This window comes from Priestia sp. 10L35 (genome assembly GCF_056395685.1).
This window is the reverse complement of record NZ_JBFTKA010000015.1, coordinates 1-17,773: the sequence shown is the minus strand read 5'-3', so window position 1 is coordinate 17,773 and position 17,773 is coordinate 1. Positions and strand designations below refer to the sequence as shown.

Here is a 17,773-nt window from a genome sequence, read left to right as displayed (position 1 = left end):
TACACAAACATTCCCTTTCTGCTAAAAGAAAAACAGCCCATTTAAAATGGACTGTTTACACATACTAAATTCATTCACGATTTTAAAGCATTATATTGAGCAATGATTTCTTTTGTTAAATCATTACTTGCCTCTAACCCACTAATCTCTTTTAATACATACTCAATACCATACTCATGAATATTCGCTTGAAGCTTCATAGCCTCTTTATCTTCTTGCGGATCAAATAAAAGCGCAGCGGCAATAGCCTTTGCTAAATAGGTATAAGAAAGGCCCGATTTTTTTGCTTCTAGCGCTGGACGAATCAAACGATCCTGAGGTCCAAGCTTGCGAATTGGTGCTCGTCCTACTCTTTTAACTGAATCATTTAAATGAGGATTTTTAAAGCGTTCAATGATTTTAGTAATATAGGCTTTGTGTTCCTCTTTATCTAAGTCATATCTTTTAATTAGATAGTTTCCTGTTTCTTGTAGCGTTTGCTGTACTTGTTCATAAATATCTGAATCTCTTAACGTTTGATCAATTGTTTCTTTTCCTTTTAAATAACCAAAATATGCAATCACCGCGTGTCCCGTATTCACTGTAAATAACTTTCTTTCAATAAAAGGAGCAAGGTCAGGCACAATCGTCATTCCTTCTACAAAAGGAATATCTTCAGGTGCCTCTACTACCCATTCATAATAGGATTCTACTAAAACATCAAGCGAACCTTGATCATGTTGAATAGGCACGATACGATCTACAGCTGAATTGAAGAAAAAGACCTTATTTATCATATGAGCTTTTGTCTCTTCATCCAGCGCGTCAAAAATATAGCCTTTTAATAAATCTGTCGCAGAGATTTGATTTTCACATGCAATCACATATACATTTTCGTCGCTTGCTTTTACACGTTCAGCCAAACCTTTAGCAATTAAAGGAGCAATGCGAGGCAGAACGTTCGGTCCGATGGCCGTCGTAATGTACGTTGCTTCTTTAATCGCTTTAATGACCGCTTGTTCTTGTGTCAGATTATTTAAACCAGATACGTTTTGAACAGCTAATGTCTCGGGATGCTCTGCGGCTGTTATTACGTTATACCCTTCATCTATGTTTAACTGATTAATAATCTTTTCAGCAATATCTACGAATGTGACGTGATAGTTGCTTTGAGAAAACAATGCCCCAATGAATCCTCGACCGATATTGCCTGCTCCAAAATGAACTGCTTGTTTCACAAAAATCATTCCTTTATCAAATTATTTCGAAGGTACTCATGAAACGTATCCTCTAGCTTTTTGCGAATTATCTCTTCGTTCGAAGACGAAAAAATCATCATTGCTTCATGGTCTTCAATTAAACTGGTACTAATTAAACTTAAAATTTCTTGCTGTGCTTCACTTAACTCTTCAGGTGCGAGCATTAATAGAAGGTTACGCGCCTGCATGTTTGTTCCGTCCATGCCTTTAACTGTGCAAGGCTGTTCTAAATGTGAAACTTGAAAAATCAGCTCGTTCACGTGATGTTCACGGCAATGGAACAGTGCCATACTCGTTTGCGGAATGCCTAAACCGCCTTTGTTTTCTCGTTCCTTAAGCTGATGAATAACGCAGCTGGCATTGGTTATTAAACGTTCTTTTTCAGCAGCTTTTACTACGTGCGAAATCACTTGATCGTGACTCACTTCATCCGAAAATCGATACATTCTAAGGTTTTGAAGAATTGATTCGATACTTCCATGCACATCTTTAATTTGCTTCATCGTTTCCTCAAAAGACGGTTTTTCTTTAGAAAAAGTCTTATTTTTATATTGGAACGAGCGATAGTCCTTATCTTTGGTTAACTTTTGAATGTTTTTCTGTAAAAAATTCTGGACGGATTGAATATCCTCTTCGGTTAAGAGTGGATTGACTAAAATGTAATCGACATTTAAAAAAGGCAGTCTTACTGTTGAAATCACTACGTCATACCCTTCAAGCGCGGCTTCTTTGATTTCTTTTACCGATTTAATGACAACTGAATTAATCTCCGGAATCTCTTTACGAATACGGCTAGCTAACATTTTCGAGGTGCCAATTCCAGTTGGACAGACGATTAGTGCCTGAATTTCCATAACTTCTTCTTTTAGCACTAGCGTTGAACCGAAATGCAAAACAAGATATGCTACTTCATCATCTGGAAAAACTAAATGCGGCAGCTCTTGATCGATACTGTTTCTCACAGCCATAAATAAAACCGGGTACTTTTTCTTAATCTCTTCTGTTAATGGATTAAAAAGCTCCATTTTTTGCTTAAGACGAAAAATTGCGGGTTCCATATGAGCGAGCAGCCCCTGGTAAAGGGAAAAATCACCGGTTAAGTCGGTGTTAAGCTGAACAGAAACGTGAGCAATCATATTCTTAATAACCTGCCCAACCACTACGCTGTCGTAATATACGTCTCTAGTAGTTTGGAACTTTGCTGCACGCAGCCGCACTGCTAAGAAATGAATATCTTTTTCTGTAAAAGAAAGAGAAAATACCCGTTCAATTTCCCGGCAAATATCCTTCATTAAAAACATTTCACTCGCCAGTTCTTCCGTTTGGCCGCCGTCGTCTTCTAGATACATTTGCTTTTTCGTTCGCTGTATCATAATGCAAATATGAACAATGAGCCCTATATAATCGCTGTCAGCCAGCTTAGAATGATGCTGATTAATCGCTTGATGTACAATTCTGTCTACTTCTGCCAAATAATCCGGATAAAAATAGTGCAAAATCGTTTCATCCGTATGCTGCTGGTTTTCTGCTAAAAACATGCACTCAATTAACTCTTCATTAAAGTAAACAAGAAAATAATTAGCTAATGCTTTTCGTTTATTGGCTTCAGTAGCTTGAACCTCTACTCCCACCCCTCTCTTTCGTTGAAGGAAAACGTCAAATGTGGTTAACCACTCTGTTAATTCATCTAAATAAGCAGTGAGTGTAGTAATACTTACTTCTAAGTCTTTAGCCAGCGTTTGTAATTTAAATGAATCTCCTTCTTCTAGAAGAAGAATTAAAAGAATTAGTTTTCTTTCCTGTGGAGACTGATCCGTCGTTTTAATCTTCATCAGCTCTTGGATAAGGCGAAAAATTTGTTCATTTTTACCTTCAATCATTAGTCCTTCATCTTGCGTACGAATCAGCTTCAAATCAAATTTTTCAAGTATTGATTCAATTGCCTTCAAATCTCGGTGAACGGTTCTTACACTTACATTCAAAAAAGTAGCAAGTGTAAGGGCTGTATGTTTTCCTGCCGTTTTAATAATTAACTCAATGATTGATTTTTCTCTTGAAGTAATAAACAAGAACATCAACTCTTTTCTTATTTATAAACAAAGGATAAAAAGGCATTTCCATGCCTTTCTATCCCGTTAGTTACTTTGAATAATAGCCATTAATTCTTTAGCTGATTTGGCATGAACCATCTTTTCAATATTGTCCATATCAGAACATGTAATCGCGATACCAGATAAAATTTCTAAATGAGTGCCGTCTTTTCCGGCAATTCCAAAAATCAAACGAACTTTCTCACCATCAAAATCAACGCCTTCTGGCACTTGAATCACTGTAAAACCCGACCTTAAAACGTTCTTTTTCGCTTCTTCCGTACCGTGCGGAATCGCTACGTCATTTCCCATATAAGTAGAAGTCATATTGTCGCGCTCAATCATCGCTTCAACGTAGTTTTCTTCTACATATCCGCCTTTTACTAACACGCTCCCTGCAAATCGAATTGCTTCTTCCTTAGAAGAAAAGTGCTGATTTAAGAAAACGTTTTCTTCTTTTAATAAACCATCATTACTATCTGTATTATTTTCTGCAGATACTCTTTTTTCTTCTTCCGCTTTAGAAGTAGTATGATCATTTTTTAGTTGATCAATTAGTTTGTCATATTCCGGACTAGATAGAAAATTATCAACCGAGATATGATACGCATCTGGAACTTTGTTTTGAGCTCTTGGCGTTAGCTCTTCCTGTGTAATAACGATTTGAGCATCACTTGGAATATTACTGATGGCTGTATTCGTTACCGAAATATTTAAATCTGCTTGTTTAACTTTCTTGCGAAGAAGAGAGGCGCCCATCGCACTCGATCCCATACCTGCGTCACAGGCAAAAACAATTTTCTGAACGCTTGCTGGTACTTCTCCTTGCTGTTTTGTAAAGCTTCCTGCTACAGAGCTCTTCTTGCCTTTCATCTCTTGCATTTTGCGAGCTGCTTCATCCAAATCTTCTGTTTGCTTGCCCGTTTTTAAAATTAACGAACCTACAATAAACGATACGATGGCTGCAACGAGAACACCGGAGATATTTGCAACATAGCTGCCTGCATTACCTGGTGTAGCAGCTAAAATAGCCAAAATACTTCCCGGTGAAGCAACCGCTTGTAAGCCTCCGCCTAAAAGAACAAATGTAAATACGCCGCTCATTCCGCCTAAAATAGCCGCAATGATTAGAAGCGGACGCATTAAAACGTAAGGGAAGTAAATTTCGTGAATTCCGCCAATAAAATGAATGATGGCTGCTCCCGGCGCTGACTGTTTTGCTGTTCCTTTTCCAAAGAAGCAATACGCTAACAAAATTCCTAATCCCGGACCAGGATTTGTTTCTAATAACAATAGAATTGACTGTCCGTTTGTTCGAATTTGTTCTGCTCCGATCGGAGATAAGATACCGTGATTAATAGCATTGTTTAAGAATAAAATTTTAGCTGGTTCAATTAGAATACTTGTAAGTGGAAGAAGGCCATGTGCAACCATCCAATCTACACCCACTACAAGCGCGCCTGTAAATCCGTCCACGGCTGGACTAACTCCTAAAAAGGCTAGAATTGCTAGAATTCCTCCAAGAATACCTGCTGAGAAATTATTAATTAACATCTCGAATCCTGTTTTGACTTTACCTTCAATAAACTGATCAAACTTCTTGATGATATAACCGCCAAGCGGTCCCATAATCATAGCGCCTAGAAACATCGGAATATCAGATCCAACGATGACGCCCATGGTCGCGATAGCACCTACAACGCCTCCACGCTGATCGTGGACAAGCTTTCCTCCTGTGTAGCCGATTAGCAGCGGAAGCAAATACTTGACCATTGGATCCACTAGTTTGGCAAGGCTTTCATTTGGAAAAAAGCCTGTTGGAATAAATAAAGCAGTAATAAGTCCCCATGCAATAAATGCTCCGATATTTGGCATAACCATTGAACTTAGAAAGTTCCCAAACTTTTGTACAGCTACTTTTATATTAGATTGAGCCATTTGCTCTCTTCCTTTCTCTACGTGATGATACTTTAATCGTAAGAGATTAAACGCTTTCATTCAATGAATAGGAAAACTAACTTTGTCGTACCACAGACAGACAAAGCTTTTAATTACATAAAAAAGCAGCTGAACTGTCAAAGTTCAGCTGCTTTCTAACTTAATATTTATCTAATTCACTTACAGGAGATTGAATAATAACCGGATTTTTCTCTGGGTTTAACCATTTTAAAATAGAGACAACTTGTTCTTTAGAAGTAGCCGTACATCCTGCGGTATAATTTGTTCCTACATGGAAGAAGATTGCACTTCCCTTTCCTGGCGTTCTAGATTCGTTATAATTAATGACGAACCCATAGTCGTAAGCGGGGATGTCCATGTTCTCAGCGCTCGTCCAGCGGCCATTAGCCGGCTTTTGCTGCCACGTATTATATAGAGAGCTTTTTGAATCGTCTACCCACACATCATTTGCTGTAATCTTTCGATATGGAAGCTTAGTTCCAGGGTTTGCATAGCGTCCGAATGCTGTGCCAATTGTATATTTCCCTGTCGGAGATTCCATATCTCCTTCTTTTTTCGATAAAGCGAATCCTTTTTGTCCAAGTACACCGTTCGCAGTTAAAACTTGCTTCCATTTCCCATCAACTTTTTCAAACGTTTGAATTTTAGCAGACTTCGTATCGTAGTTATCTGCTGTAACCAAGATGACTTGCTGAGCGTTACCTAACGTTTTAAAAGAATCGACTACGAGTTTTGGAGACGCTGTAGCTGAAGCCTGTACATAGTCACTGCTTACATAGCCTGTGCGGCCGTTATAGTTAATTTTGTACCAGCTTCCGCTTTTGCTCACCACAGACAGCTTCTGGCCTTTTGTCACACTTCCTATGGATGCATAGCTAGTGCCCGCTCCGCTTCTTACATTCAGCGTGCTTGCCGTTACTGTGTACGCTGTGCTTTCTGCTGGGGCCGTTGTTGTTCCTGATGCTTGTACATAATCGCTGCTTACATAGCCCGTGCGGCCGTTATAGTTGATTTTGTACCAGCTTCCGCTTTTGCTCACCACAGACAGCTTCTGGCCTTTTATCACACTTCCTATGGATGCATAATTGGTACCTGCTCCGCTTCTTACATTCAGCGTGCTTGCCGTTACTGTGTATGTCATGCTTTCTGGTGGTGGCGTTGTTGGGGCCGTTGTTGTTCCTGATGCTTGTACATAATCGCTGCTTACATAGCCCGTGCGGCCGTTATAGTTGATTTTGTACCAGCTTCCGCTTTTGCTCACCACGGACAGCTTCTGGCCTTTTGTCACACTTCCTATGGATGCATAATTGGTACCTGCTCCGCTTCTTACATTCAGCGTGCTTGCCGTTACTGTGTACGTTGTGCTTTCTGCTGGCGGCGTTGCTGTTCCTGATGCTTGTACATAATCGCTGCTTACATAGCCCGTGCGGCCGTTATAGTTGATTTTGTACCAGCTTCCGCTTTTACTCACCACAGATAGCGTTTGATCTTTCACTACGCTGCCGATAATCCCGTAAGTCGTTCCCGCTCCGCTTCTCACATTTAGCTTGCTTGCCGTTACTTTATATGTAACTGTCGCTGCATATGCCTTTTCTTGATTTCCTCCGATTGAGCCAAAGCCAGGCGTTACAGCCGTTGCAAGTGTAGCTGTTAATGCCATCCCCACCATTAATTTTTTCAACTGCTTTCCCTCCATTTATCTCTTATAAAATTCTACTATTTTCTATTCTTAATTCATTATCTTACCATATTCCAAAAGAAGGGAAAGGGTCAATAGATGCTTTTCACACGGCCTATAAAAAAAGACAGACCTCTTTGATAGGTCTGCCTCTTTCACTATTATCCTAAATCAACGTTGTGATATACTTGCTGCACATCTTCTAGGTCCTCTAATGCATCAATCATTTTTTCAAACTGAGCTTGTGCATCTTCAGGAAGAGTTACATCATTTTGAGCAAGCATCGTTTGCTCAGCTACTGTAAATTCCGTAATACCAGCATCGTTGAACGCTTTTTGTACCGCATGGAATTGATCCGGATCAGCATAAACAATTACAGAATCTTCTTCTTCTAAAATGTCACGCACGTCTACATCTGCTTCCATTAACAGTTCTAGCGTCTCTTCTTCATCCTTACCTTCTACACCAATAACAGCTGTTGGATCAAACATGTACGCTACTGATCCGCTTACTCCCATATTACCGCCGTTTTTACCAAAAGCAGCACGCACGTCTGAAGCTGTTCTGTTTACGTTATTCGTAAGAGCATCTACGATAACCATTGAGCCATTTGGTCCAAAACCTTCGTAACGAAGATTATCGTAATTTTCTTCTGATCCGCCTTTTGCTTTTTCAATCGCACGGTCAATAATTGCTTTTGGCACATTGTATGTTTTCGCGCGTTCTAATACAACTTTTAACGCTTGGTTTGATTCTGGATCTGGCTCGCCTTGTTTCGCAGCCACATAAATCTCACGGCCAAACTTGGCATATATACGACTTGTATTAGCATCTTTTGACGCTTTCTTTTCTTTAATATTGTTCCACTTACGGCCCATATTGTTTCACTCTCTTTCAAAATTGAATCTAATAAAATAAATAGGCAATGATATATCCGTCTTTATTATACATCAATTCCCTCTTATCTTTCGAGTTTAATACCTAAAAAAGACAAGCAATCTTTTGGTATATTTCATTAACTAAATAAATGAGAAAACCATTTGATAACCGGCTGAATGATTTTTGTATATACATTTTTAAGCGGTTTGTATATACATCTCATCCAAATCCACCGTAAAGGATAGTAGATCATATGAATTACGATCCACTTAACTCCTTTCCAGAAACAGAGAAATATACGCTGACAAAATGAAACCACAGGGATAACAATTTCATTATAAAATGGCAGCACAACATATTTCCAGAAAAGATAACAAGGGTAACAAACTAGATACAACACAGGGTATAAAACGTACTTCCATATAAATCTAGTTATAGGCAAAAAACATCGTTTCCAAACGAAGAGAATAAAAGGATAGATGAGGACACTCCATAGCCAAGAAATAGGATAAACGAACAAGAAACGTATAATGTATCTCCAAATGAAATCAATGACAGGTTGAATAATTCTTGTTCCTATCCATATGAGGGGCTTAGCGATAAAATATATCCATAGCTTACACAAAATTTGAAATACAAAATAAAAGGGAAAATACAAGACAAAAAAAATGCCTCGCAACACGTACTTTATACTTTGAGCTACTCCACTAATACTTTTCACTTCCTTTTTTATAAGTGAGTTTCGTTCATTTACCTACTCTATTATATAAAATAAATTGAGCAAGCAAATATATTTTTTAGCTCAATGAGAATTATATACAAAAACACCCTTCTATAATAGAAGGGTGTCTAGAACCTTATTATTCTACAGTAACTGATTTTGCTAAGTTACGTGGTTTATCTACATCGCAATCGCGGTGCAATGCAGCGTAGTAAGAGATTAATTGTAAAGGAATAACCGCTGCTAGTGGTGAAAGTGTTTCGTGAACTTTCGGAATCACGTAGCGATCTTCTTCTGTTTCTAATCCTTTCATTGAAATGATACAAGGATTAGCTCCACGTGCTACTACTTCTTTTACGTTACCACGGATGCTTAAGTTTACATGCTCTTGTGTTGCTAATGCAATAATTGGCGTATTGTTTTCAATTAAAGCGATTGTTCCGTGCTTAAGCTCTCCTCCAGCAAACCCTTCTGCTTGGATGTAAGAGATTTCTTTTAGTTTTAACGCACCTTCTAAACCTACATAATAATCGACAGAACGTCCAATAAAGAATGCGTTGCGAGTTGTTGCTAAGAATTGAAGAGCAATGCTTTCCATTTCTTCTTTGTCGTCGCAAAGTACTTCCATTGTGTTTGCTACGATTGCTAACTCTTGAACTAAATCAAATTCTAATTCAATGCCGCGTGTTTTTGCTGTTACAGCCGCTAGAATTGATAGCACTGCTAATTGAGCTGTATAAGCTTTTGTTGATGCTACAGCAATTTCCGGACCTGCATGAAGTAATAACGTATAATCAGATTCACGAGATAATGTTGATCCCGGAACGTTTGTGATTGTTAACGCTTTGTAACCTAGTTCTTTAATTTGAACTAATACTGCACGGCTGTCAGCTGTTTCTCCACTTTGAGAAATAAAGATAAACAATGGCTTTTCAGATAAAAGCGGCATGTTATAAGAGAATTCACTTGCTACGTGCACTTCTACTGGAACCTTCGCCCACGTTTCAATGAATTGTTTACCTACTAGGCCTGCATGATAGCTTGTTCCACATGCTACGATATAGATGCGGTCTGCTTCATCCATTGCTCCTAAAATGTCTGCATCAATGTGCAGTTCATTGTTCTCATTTTGATACTCTTGAATGATTTTACGAACAACTAAAGGCTGCTCATCAATTTCTTTTAACATATAGTGAGGGTACGTACCTTTTTCAATATCACTTGCATCAAGCTCTGCTGTATAAGGTGCTCTTTCTACCACTTCACCATCAAGCGTTTTAATTGTTACGCCTTCTTTTGTAACAATTACTGTTTCTTTATCCATTAATTCTACGTACTGATCTGTTACTTGAAGCATTGCCATAGCATCGCTCGCTACAACGTTAAATCCTTTGCCAACACCTACAAGAAGCGGGCTTTTATTTTTAGCTACGTAGATTGTATTTTTATCTTCGTTATCAACAAGAGCTAGTGCATAAGAACCGTGAAGCAAGCTCACTGTCTTACGGAACGCTTCTTCTACATCTAAGCCTTCTGCTGCGATTTTTTCAATTAACTGAACGATTACTTCTGTATCCGTTTCGCTTTTGAACGTTACATCTTGTAAATATTCACGTTTCAAAATAGCATAGTTTTCAATTACACCGTTATGCACAAGTGTGAAGCGTCCAGATGTACTTTGATGCGGATGAGCATTTTCTTGGCTTGGTACACCATGAGTTGCCCAACGCGTATGACCGATACCTGCTGGTGCTACAACACTGTTATCTACTGCCTGACGCAATTCTGCAATACGGCCTTTTTCTTTGAATACGTGTACGCCTTCATTGTTAACAACTGCAATACCTGCTGAGTCATAGCCACGATATTCTAACTTTTCAAGACCACGTAATAAAATTTCTTTCGAATCTTCTGTTCCAATATATCCTACAATTCCGCACATAGATAAAATCCTCCTTCATGTATGAAAAGAGAGTCTCTTTTCATCATCAATGATTATCATCTCAACGCTTTTGTCCAATAAGTCACCTCATTGTTTTTCACATCAAGTTTTCGGCCGTGATAATCAACAACCGGGAGGCATCCGCCGATACTTCGATAAACCTCCTCCTCGTCAACTAAGTCGTTTCCGTCCCTTTACTTAGTTCAGGCGCTTTGTATTCACTTTTAAACTAGATTATTCACTCCTTTACATAAATTAAGAGACGAACAGATTTAATATTACAATAAGAAGTGAGAAAACGTCAATTATCTTCTTTACTATCTGTAAAAACAGCCTTTAGCATCAGATAATTTCCAAGAATTTTTCTCAACAATATAAAAATATGCATAAACGGCTTGAAACGTCACCGCTTATGCATATAATTAATGAATTACTCTAAGCCCATTTCTTCTTTTACTACTTCTACGATACGCGTTACATAAGTTTCACATTCTTCTTGTGTTTGTGCTTCAACCATCACACGTACTAACGGCTCTGTTCCTGAAGGGCGTACAAGTACTCGGCCATTACCGTTCATTTCTTTTTCCACTTCTTCAATAACCACTTTTACCTTCTCGTTATCTGTAACATGATGCTTATCTGTTACTTTTACATTTACAAGAAGCTGAGGATATTTCTTCATTTCGGCTGCTAATTCTGATAAAGGCTTTTTCGTTGCTTGCATAATATTTACAAGCTGAATAGCTGAAAGCATACCGTCACCTGTTGTGTTGTAATCTAAGAAAATAATATGACCTGACTGTTCTCCACCTAGGTTATATTGATTAGCTTTCATTTCTTCCACTACATAACGGTCGCCTACACCAGTTTGTGCACTTTCAATCCCGCTAGCTTCTAGTGCTTTATAGAAACCTAAGTTACTCATAACGGTAGAAACAAGCGTGTTTTTCTTTAAACGCCCTTGTTCATACAAGTATTTTGCACAAATGAACATGATTTGATCACCATCTACAATCTCGCCTTTTTCATCGATTGCGATTAAACGATCTCCGTCTCCATCAAATGCTAACCCAACATCCGCTCCTTTTTCTTTTAAGAAGGCACTTAATGCTTCCGGATGTGTAGATCCTACACCGTCATTGATGTTTAATCCGTTTGGAGATGCCCCCATTGTAGAGATATCTGCATCTAGATCTGCAAATAAATGTGCTGCTAAAGATGACGTTGCCCCGTGCGCACAGTCTAATGCCACATGAATACCTGAGAAGTCTTCATCAACCGTTTGTTTTAAGTATTGCAGATATTTTTGTCCACCTTCGAAGTAGTCATTTACCTGACCTAAGTCTCCCCCAACGGGTCTTGGTAATTGATCTGTGTCACTATCCATTAACGCTTCAATTTCATTCTCTTGGGCATCTGAAAGTTTAAATCCATCTGGACCAAAGAATTTAATTCCGTTATCTTGAACTGGGTTGTGCGAAGCAGAGATCATGACTCCTGCTTGTGCGCCAAGTGCTTTTGTTAAATACGCTACCCCTGGAGTTGAAATAACACCTAGTCGCATAACTTCTGCTCCAATTGAAAGCAATCCTGCAACAAGCGCTCCTTCTAACATATGACCAGAAACGCGTGTATCGCGTCCGATTAATACTTTTGGTCGCTCTGAATCTTTTGTTAGAACGTAACCACCTAAGCGTCCAATTTTAAAAGCAAGCTCAGGAGTTAATTCACTATTGGCAACTCCTCGTACTCCGTCTGTTCCAAAATACTTACCCATTAATTTTCTCTCCTTCATGTCAAAACATTTAGTTTCCTGATGTATTATCTGTCTGTCCATCTACGGGTGTAGAATTTTCATCACTTTGATTATTACTACTGTCGTCACCAGTTTCTGTACTATCTGTTGGTGTATCTGTATTGTCCTCAGGTGTATCAGTCTCTTCGCTTGGTTTATCAGCTGAATCACCTGAATTTCCCGTCCCAGGATTTGTTCCTGATCCAGTTCCCGTGTCTGGCTTTGTTTCTTTATCGCTCGTACTTCCACTTGTTTCTTTATCTGTTTGCTCATCATTTGTCCCTGATTGTTTTTTCGCTGTTACACGAACTTTTGCCTGTTTAGTCGATAGAGCTGATGTAACGGAGTCGGGACTATTTATCATAATAGGAACCGTGTGCTCCCCGGCAGATAAATTCCCTACATTCGCTGACAAGCTAATGCCGCTTTTCGTCAACTTATCTAAATCAGATTTTGGTCCTTTTACATCCGCATCTACTGAAGTAGGAGAAAGCAGTTCATACGTGTACTTTGAGGATTGACCAGTTAAAGAAACCGGTAAATTCTTAAATGACTTAGTCTCAGCTGCACTTGCATCCGTTTCTTCTGCGTCTTTCTCATCACCTTGTTTGTCTACTTCCACATGAACGGTAATTTGTTTAGGACTTACACTATCTATTCCGTCTGGAACAGGGACGTTCACCTTAATATCTTTAGATTTCGTAATACCGGTAACATCGACTGGAATATTATCAATTTTATCGATTTTTTCTAAAGAATCAGATGGACCGATAATTTTTACTGTATCTGTTTTAGGCTCTAGCTTCGTAATGTTGACACCGTCGCCTGGCGTGCCTTCTTGAACCACATCGATCGGCACTTTTTTACTAATATTTCTCACTGGGATTGTTACATTGACCGTTTCTGGTTGAACTGTTACGTTCAATTTATTTAAATTCTTGTCTAGTGCGACAACAGTTGCTTGTTTCGTCACTGTTTTTGAAGCATTATCTAAATCAATAATAGCTTTCACATAAGCAACTTGGTCCAATTGACTTGATGCGCCCGTTACCGTGACGGCTCTTGGACTAACAGTTGCTTCCCCTGCTTCATATCCATTCTTGACTTTGTTTTTATCATAGCTTGCCTCTACTGAAAACTGTTTTGAATCGCGTTCTTCAATTGTTACGTTTACAATATCAGGCTTAACCACTACATTTAAATTATCAGAGATATTTCGATACTGAACCTTGACTCTATGCTGCCCTAAGCTTAAATTATCAAGGTCAATATAAGCTTGATAATCTTTTTGTAGCTTTGTTTGAGCCAAAATATTTTTAGGACCTTCCAGTGTCATAATCACCGTATCCGGAACACCTCTTACAATTCTGTTCTTCTCATTATAGGATACTTGAACCGGAACATCTGTTAATGTTTCTACTCCAGTGTTGGCAGAACTGCTTCGGTTCAGAATCTTATTTGATGAACTGGCACCATCATCTAAATTAACAGATAAATATAACATGAAGGCTAACAGCAACGCGATAATTTTCATAACCCACGATCGATTCATCAATTTATCCATTCTTCTTCAACCTCCATTGCCAACGAGTGGAAGAAGTTGCTTTAGAAGTTGTGACTAATTCTTTTTCTAGCATTTCTCTCAATGTATCAATTGTCAATTCACGATACAATTCACCATTTTTGGTAATGGAAATGCCTCCAGTTTCTTCAGATACAATGACAGTCACACTATCTGTTACTTCACTTATTCCTACAGCAGCACGATGGCGAGTACCTAATTCTTTTGAAATAAAAGGACTTTCAGATAAAGGTAAGTAACATGCTGCAGCGGCTACTTGATCCCGCTGTAAAATAACCGCTCCATCATGAAGTGGTGTATTTGGTATAAATAAGTTGATTAATAATTCAGAAGAAATATTAGAGTTGAGCGGTATACCTGTTTCAATATAATCACCCATACCCGTCTCTCTTTCGATTGAGATCAATGCACCTATGCGTCTTTTAGCCATATAATGCGTTGCTTTTATAATCGCCTCAATCGTAACGGTACGTTCGTCTTCTTCAGGCAAATTACTGCGTGAAAACAAACGTCCTCTCCCAAGCTGTTCAAGCGCTCGGCGCAGCTCTGGCTGGAAGATAATAATGATAGCTAAAAACCCATACGTTAACGCTTGGTCCATTAACCATTGCAGCGTATTTAGTCCAAGGAAGTTACTTATAAAGCGAACAACTAAAATCACCGTAATTCCTTTTAAAAGCTGTACTGCTTTTGTACCTCTTATGACCATAATTAATTTATATATGACGAACCATACCAGGAGAACATCAACAATTTTTCCTAAATATGAGAGGATTGGCAGGTCTCCAATAGGCATCTTCTCACTTCCTCTATATATGTAATAAAGATAACATAACCGTTTTATTATACCATAAAACAAAATTACACTGTAAATTACATCTTATTTTTAAATCCTTGTTCCTATATAATGTAGCCTTCTTTTTATATAAATAAAACCGTCCACTGTTCCTCTCTAACAAGATAAGCGGACGGTTTTATGTTTCAACTATTAAAAGTCAACAGCTTGTTTGGCATGAGTTTTGACGTTATACCATACCCAGTCAAAAATCTTGTCTAACTCTTCAATATTGCCTGTCACTTCTCCTGCAGAAGCTAGATACTTATCACCATGTATAACAGTAACGTTTCCATCTACTTTTCCTTCAATTTTAATATCGCCATTTCTCACAGTAATATCACCTTTGACGGTCTCACCTTTTGGTACAACCACTGTTTTATCGTGAATGACCAAGTTCGGCTGCTTTGAAACAGAAAAGTCTTCATCCGTTTCCCAAGCTGAAAACACGGTGCCTGACATTAACAGCACAAATACAGCAGCTGCACTAAGAATCGGGTGGTTTGTAAACCATCTATTCATTCGAATTCGATTCTTCTCACGTGGTAACCCAGCCATAACACCTGCTGTAAAGTTCATAGGTAATTCTATATGAGAAGTGCTTTGCACAAATGCAATGGTTCTTTTTAACTGATGCATATGCTGCTGACAACCTTTGCATTGATGCAAATGCTCTTTTAATAACAGTTCATTTTCTTTTGTAATATCTCCATCTAAATGCTCATGAATGAGATTTACATACATTTTTGGACATTTCATTCTTAGTTCACTCCTTACAAGTGGCGAAGTCGATTTCTTAAAGCTTCACGTCCTCTGTGAATTCTAGTCTTTACCGTACCAAGAGGCAGGTCTAAAATATCGCTGATTTCTTTTAACGACAGCTCATCTATATATTTTAGGACAATGACAGTTCGATATTTCTCAGGTAGCTTTAATATTTCCGACTGAATGAATTCTTGCAATTCTACTTGCTCTAGTTCTTCCTCTGGTAAGGCCTGATCGGCAGCTATTTGAGAGTACATATTTAACCCGTCGGTCCCGGCTACTTCTGCATCTAAATAATAGTCTGGCTTTTTTTTACGAATTCGATCAATACAAAGATTTGTAGCAATTCGATATAACCAGGTGGAAAACTTTTTACTCGTGTCATAGCTATGAATATTTACATAGGCTCGAATAAACGCTTCTTGGGCAGCGTCTTGGGCTTCTTCCCGGTTTCCTAACATTCGATAACATAGATGAAAAAGTTTATCCTTGTGATATTCTACTATGTCAGCAAACGCATCCTGGTCACCTTTTTTTACTTTTTTTATTTTTCTTTTTAATAATAAATCCATGTAACGGTTACCTCCGCCCATTGCGGGATAGTATATATACGTGTACTTTATCATAAAGTTTCACTTATGCTTAATTATTTTAACAAAAATTTGTCAAATACGTTTAAAAAGATCGTACGTAGGTTATGTAATTAGTATAGATGAAAAGAAGAGGAGTGGAAAGCTTGACTCATACAAAAGAGAACCTTTTGAATCAAATTGAAGAATGCAGAAATAACATGGTCACTCTTGCAGCAGAAAACCCTTTATCATCACTAACAGTAGTGAGAGTCAGTTCAGAGCTAGATGGTTTATTAAATGAATATGAAAAGTTTTTCTCTATATAAAGAAGCTCTCGAATCCGAACTAAGAGCTTCTTTTTTTTATCTTCATATATATTTTATGTACCTTTTGGTAGGTACTAATGTTTTATACTAATTTCTCTCCTAAAAGTGAGCCCATTAATGCAACAGCTACGGTAGCTGTTTTATTCCGTTCATCTAAAATAGGATTCACTTCCACAAACTCAGCAGAAGTGATTAGCTGAGATTCTGCTAACATCTCCATAGCTAAATGACTTTCTCTGTAGCTTATTCCACCGATGACCGGCGTTCCTACTCCAGGTGCATCATGTGGATCCAATCCATCTAAATCGAGTGATAGATGAACGCCATCTGTTTTATCACGCAAATATAAAATTGTTTCTTCCATTACTTTTGTCATACCCATTCGATCTATCTCATGCATCGTATACACTTTAATCCCTTTTTCCTTTATTAACTCTTTTTCTCCTTCATCTAAAGAACGTGCTCCGATAATCACAATATTTTCAGGCTTGACTTTAGGTGTATAACCACCAATTCGAGTCAATGCGTCGTCTCCTATACCTATACTTGCCGCCAATGGCATACCGTGAATATTTCCTGAAGGAGACGTATCTGCTGTATTCAAATCTCCGTGTGCATCATACCAAATCACGCCCAAGTTTTTATAATGACGACTTACTCCTGCTAGTGTTCCGATAGCGATGCTGTGATCTCCCCCTAGCACTAAAGGAAACCTTTTATTTGTAATAACATCACTTACGGTCTGAGCAAGCCTCTCGCTAGCATCTGCTACAGCTTTTAAATTCTTTAAGTTTGTATTTTCATCACTATGTACTCGTTCAGCTAAGGCAATTTCAATATTCCCTTTATCTTCTACACTATATCCAATATTCTCGATGCGTTCAATAACACCTGCATATCGTATCGCACTTGGCCCCATATCCACCCCTCGGCGAGTTTGACCTAAATCCATTGGTACTCCAATAATTGAAAGCTTATTCATAATATGTCCCCCCATCACAAATGTTGCTACTCTCCTATTGTAACGGCTAAATGAGCGATGGCTCAACTCGACACTTTTTTGAATATATATACAATTCTAATTTGTAAAAACTACACAAAAAAACCTTTAAGCAATTTGCTTAAAGGTTGTACGTTTATATGTATGGTGGAGCCTAGCGGGATCGAACCGCTGACCTCCTGCGTGCAAGGCAGGCGCTCTCCCAGCTGAGCTAAGGCCCCAATATCTTTTTTTATATAGAAATGGAGCGGAAGACGAGGTTCGAACTCGCGACCCCCACCTTGGCAAGGTGGTGTTCTACCACTGAACTACTTCCGCTTATTAAAATGAGCCATGAAGGACTCGAACCTTCGACCCTCTGATTAAAAGTCAGATGCTCTACCAACTGAGC

The 17,773-nt window shown here is 38.5% G+C and carries 13 protein-coding genes and 2 tRNA genes; 1 reads left to right on the top strand and 14 read right to left on the bottom strand.

What is annotated here, in order from left to right; genetic code table 11:
- Positions 1-74: 74 nt before the first annotated feature.
- From AC1DEF_RS26720 to sigW, 11 genes are all read right to left on the bottom strand, one after another.
- Positions 75-1,217 carry a mannitol-1-phosphate 5-dehydrogenase gene (locus AC1DEF_RS26720; RefSeq protein ID WP_043977785.1) on the bottom strand — a complete coding sequence of 381 codons (1,143 nt, stop codon included), beginning with the start codon at positions 1,215-1,217 and terminating at the stop codon, positions 75-77.
- A gap of 5 nt (positions 1,218-1,222) precedes the next feature.
- On the bottom strand, positions 1,223-3,313 hold the full coding sequence (locus AC1DEF_RS26715; protein ID WP_097825558.1) for a BglG family transcription antiterminator: 2,091 nt from the start codon (positions 3,311-3,313) through the stop codon (positions 1,223-1,225).
- Between the two features lie 60 nt (positions 3,314-3,373).
- The gene (locus AC1DEF_RS26710) at positions 3,374-5,266 is read right to left on the bottom strand and encodes a PTS mannitol transporter subunit IICBA (RefSeq protein ID WP_097825559.1); all 1,893 of its coding nucleotides are present in this window, start codon (positions 5,264-5,266) and stop codon (positions 3,374-3,376) included.
- A 160-nt stretch (positions 5,267-5,426) separates the two neighbouring features.
- Positions 5,427-6,968, bottom strand: coding sequence for an SH3 domain-containing protein (locus AC1DEF_RS26705; protein WP_477727655.1), 1,542 nt, complete (start codon positions 6,966-6,968; stop codon positions 5,427-5,429).
- A gap of 158 nt (positions 6,969-7,126) precedes the next feature.
- On the bottom strand, positions 7,127-7,843 hold the full coding sequence (locus AC1DEF_RS26700) for a YebC/PmpR family DNA-binding transcriptional regulator (RefSeq protein WP_013054976.1): 717 nt from the start codon (positions 7,841-7,843) through the stop codon (positions 7,127-7,129).
- Between the two features lie 861 nt (positions 7,844-8,704).
- The gene (gene glmS / locus AC1DEF_RS26695; protein WP_043977775.1) at positions 8,705-10,507 is read right to left on the bottom strand and encodes a glutamine--fructose-6-phosphate transaminase (isomerizing); all 1,803 of its coding nucleotides are present in this window, start codon (positions 10,505-10,507) and stop codon (positions 8,705-8,707) included.
- A 430-nt stretch (positions 10,508-10,937) separates the two neighbouring features.
- Positions 10,938-12,284, bottom strand: coding sequence for a phosphoglucosamine mutase (gene glmM / locus AC1DEF_RS26690; protein WP_013054973.1), 1,347 nt, complete (start codon positions 12,282-12,284; stop codon positions 10,938-10,940).
- A gap of 28 nt (positions 12,285-12,312) precedes the next feature.
- Positions 12,313-13,866 (bottom strand): CdaR family protein, encoded by a 1,554-nt coding sequence (locus AC1DEF_RS26685; protein ID WP_097825458.1) that lies wholly within the window; start codon positions 13,864-13,866, stop codon positions 12,313-12,315.
- Positions 13,859-14,680 (bottom strand): diadenylate cyclase CdaA, encoded by an 822-nt coding sequence (cdaA, locus tag AC1DEF_RS26680; RefSeq protein WP_097825457.1) that lies wholly within the window; start codon positions 14,678-14,680, stop codon positions 13,859-13,861. Before cdaA ends, AC1DEF_RS26685 begins: the two co-directional genes overlap by 8 nt.
- 192 nt (positions 14,681-14,872) lie before the next feature.
- Positions 14,873-15,478: an anti-sigma factor family protein gene (locus AC1DEF_RS26675; RefSeq protein WP_013081391.1), complete on the bottom strand. Its 606-nt coding sequence runs from the start codon at positions 15,476-15,478 to the stop codon at positions 14,873-14,875.
- Positions 15,479-15,492: 14 nt separating this feature from the next.
- Positions 15,493-16,056: an RNA polymerase sigma factor SigW gene (gene sigW, locus AC1DEF_RS26670; protein WP_013054969.1), complete on the bottom strand. Its 564-nt coding sequence runs from the start codon at positions 16,054-16,056 to the stop codon at positions 15,493-15,495.
- A 164-nt stretch (positions 16,057-16,220) separates the two neighbouring features.
- Here sigW and AC1DEF_RS26665 point away from each other — a divergent pair, with 164 nt between their 5' ends.
- Complete coding sequence (locus tag AC1DEF_RS26665) at positions 16,221-16,382, top strand: aspartyl-phosphate phosphatase Spo0E family protein (protein WP_013054968.1); 162 nt, start codon at positions 16,221-16,223, stop codon at positions 16,380-16,382.
- An 82-nt stretch (positions 16,383-16,464) separates the two neighbouring features.
- Here AC1DEF_RS26665 and rocF read toward each other — a convergent pair whose 3' ends face one another.
- The 3 genes from rocF to AC1DEF_RS26650 all read right to left on the bottom strand — a co-directional run bounded on the left by rocF (position 16,465) and on the right by AC1DEF_RS26650 (position 17,700).
- Positions 16,465-17,364: an arginase gene (rocF, locus tag AC1DEF_RS26660; RefSeq protein WP_013054967.1), complete on the bottom strand. Its 900-nt coding sequence runs from the start codon at positions 17,362-17,364 to the stop codon at positions 16,465-16,467.
- Positions 17,365-17,527: 163 nt separating this feature from the next.
- Positions 17,528-17,603: transfer RNA gene (locus AC1DEF_RS26655), tRNA-Ala, on the bottom strand.
- 22 nt (positions 17,604-17,625) lie between these two features.
- Positions 17,626-17,700: transfer RNA gene (locus AC1DEF_RS26650), tRNA-Gly, on the bottom strand.
- Positions 17,701-17,773: the final 73 nt, after the last annotated feature.

Excerpts from the sequence above, each read along its gene's own strand:
- AC1DEF_RS26715 (WP_097825558.1), bottom strand. The coding sequence starts at position 3,313 with ATGTTCTTGTTTATTACTTCAAGAGAAAAATCAATCATTGAGTTAATT.
- AC1DEF_RS26710 (WP_097825559.1), bottom strand. The coding sequence starts at position 5,266 with ATGGCTCAATCTAATATAAAAGTAGCTGTACAAAAGTTTGGGAACTTT.
- AC1DEF_RS26700 (WP_013054976.1), bottom strand. The coding sequence starts at position 7,843 with ATGGGCCGTAAGTGGAACAATATTAAAGAAAAGAAAGCGTCAAAAGAT.
- glmS (WP_043977775.1), bottom strand. The coding sequence starts at position 10,507 with ATGTGCGGAATTGTAGGATATATTGGAACAGAAGATTCGAAAGAAATT.
- glmM (WP_013054973.1), bottom strand. The coding sequence starts at position 12,284 with ATGGGTAAGTATTTTGGAACAGACGGAGTACGAGGAGTTGCCAATAGT.
- AC1DEF_RS26685 (WP_097825458.1), bottom strand. The coding sequence starts at position 13,866 with ATGGATAAATTGATGAATCGATCGTGGGTTATGAAAATTATCGCGTTG.
- cdaA (WP_097825457.1), bottom strand. The coding sequence starts at position 14,680 with ATGCCTATTGGAGACCTGCCAATCCTCTCATATTTAGGAAAAATTGTT.
- AC1DEF_RS26675 (WP_013081391.1), bottom strand. The coding sequence starts at position 15,478 with ATGAAATGTCCAAAAATGTATGTAAATCTCATTCATGAGCATTTAGAT.
- sigW (WP_013054969.1), bottom strand. The coding sequence starts at position 16,056 with ATGGATTTATTATTAAAAAGAAAAATAAAAAAAGTAAAAAAAGGTGAC.
- rocF (WP_013054967.1), bottom strand. The coding sequence starts at position 17,364 with ATGAATAAGCTTTCAATTATTGGAGTACCAATGGATTTAGGTCAAACT.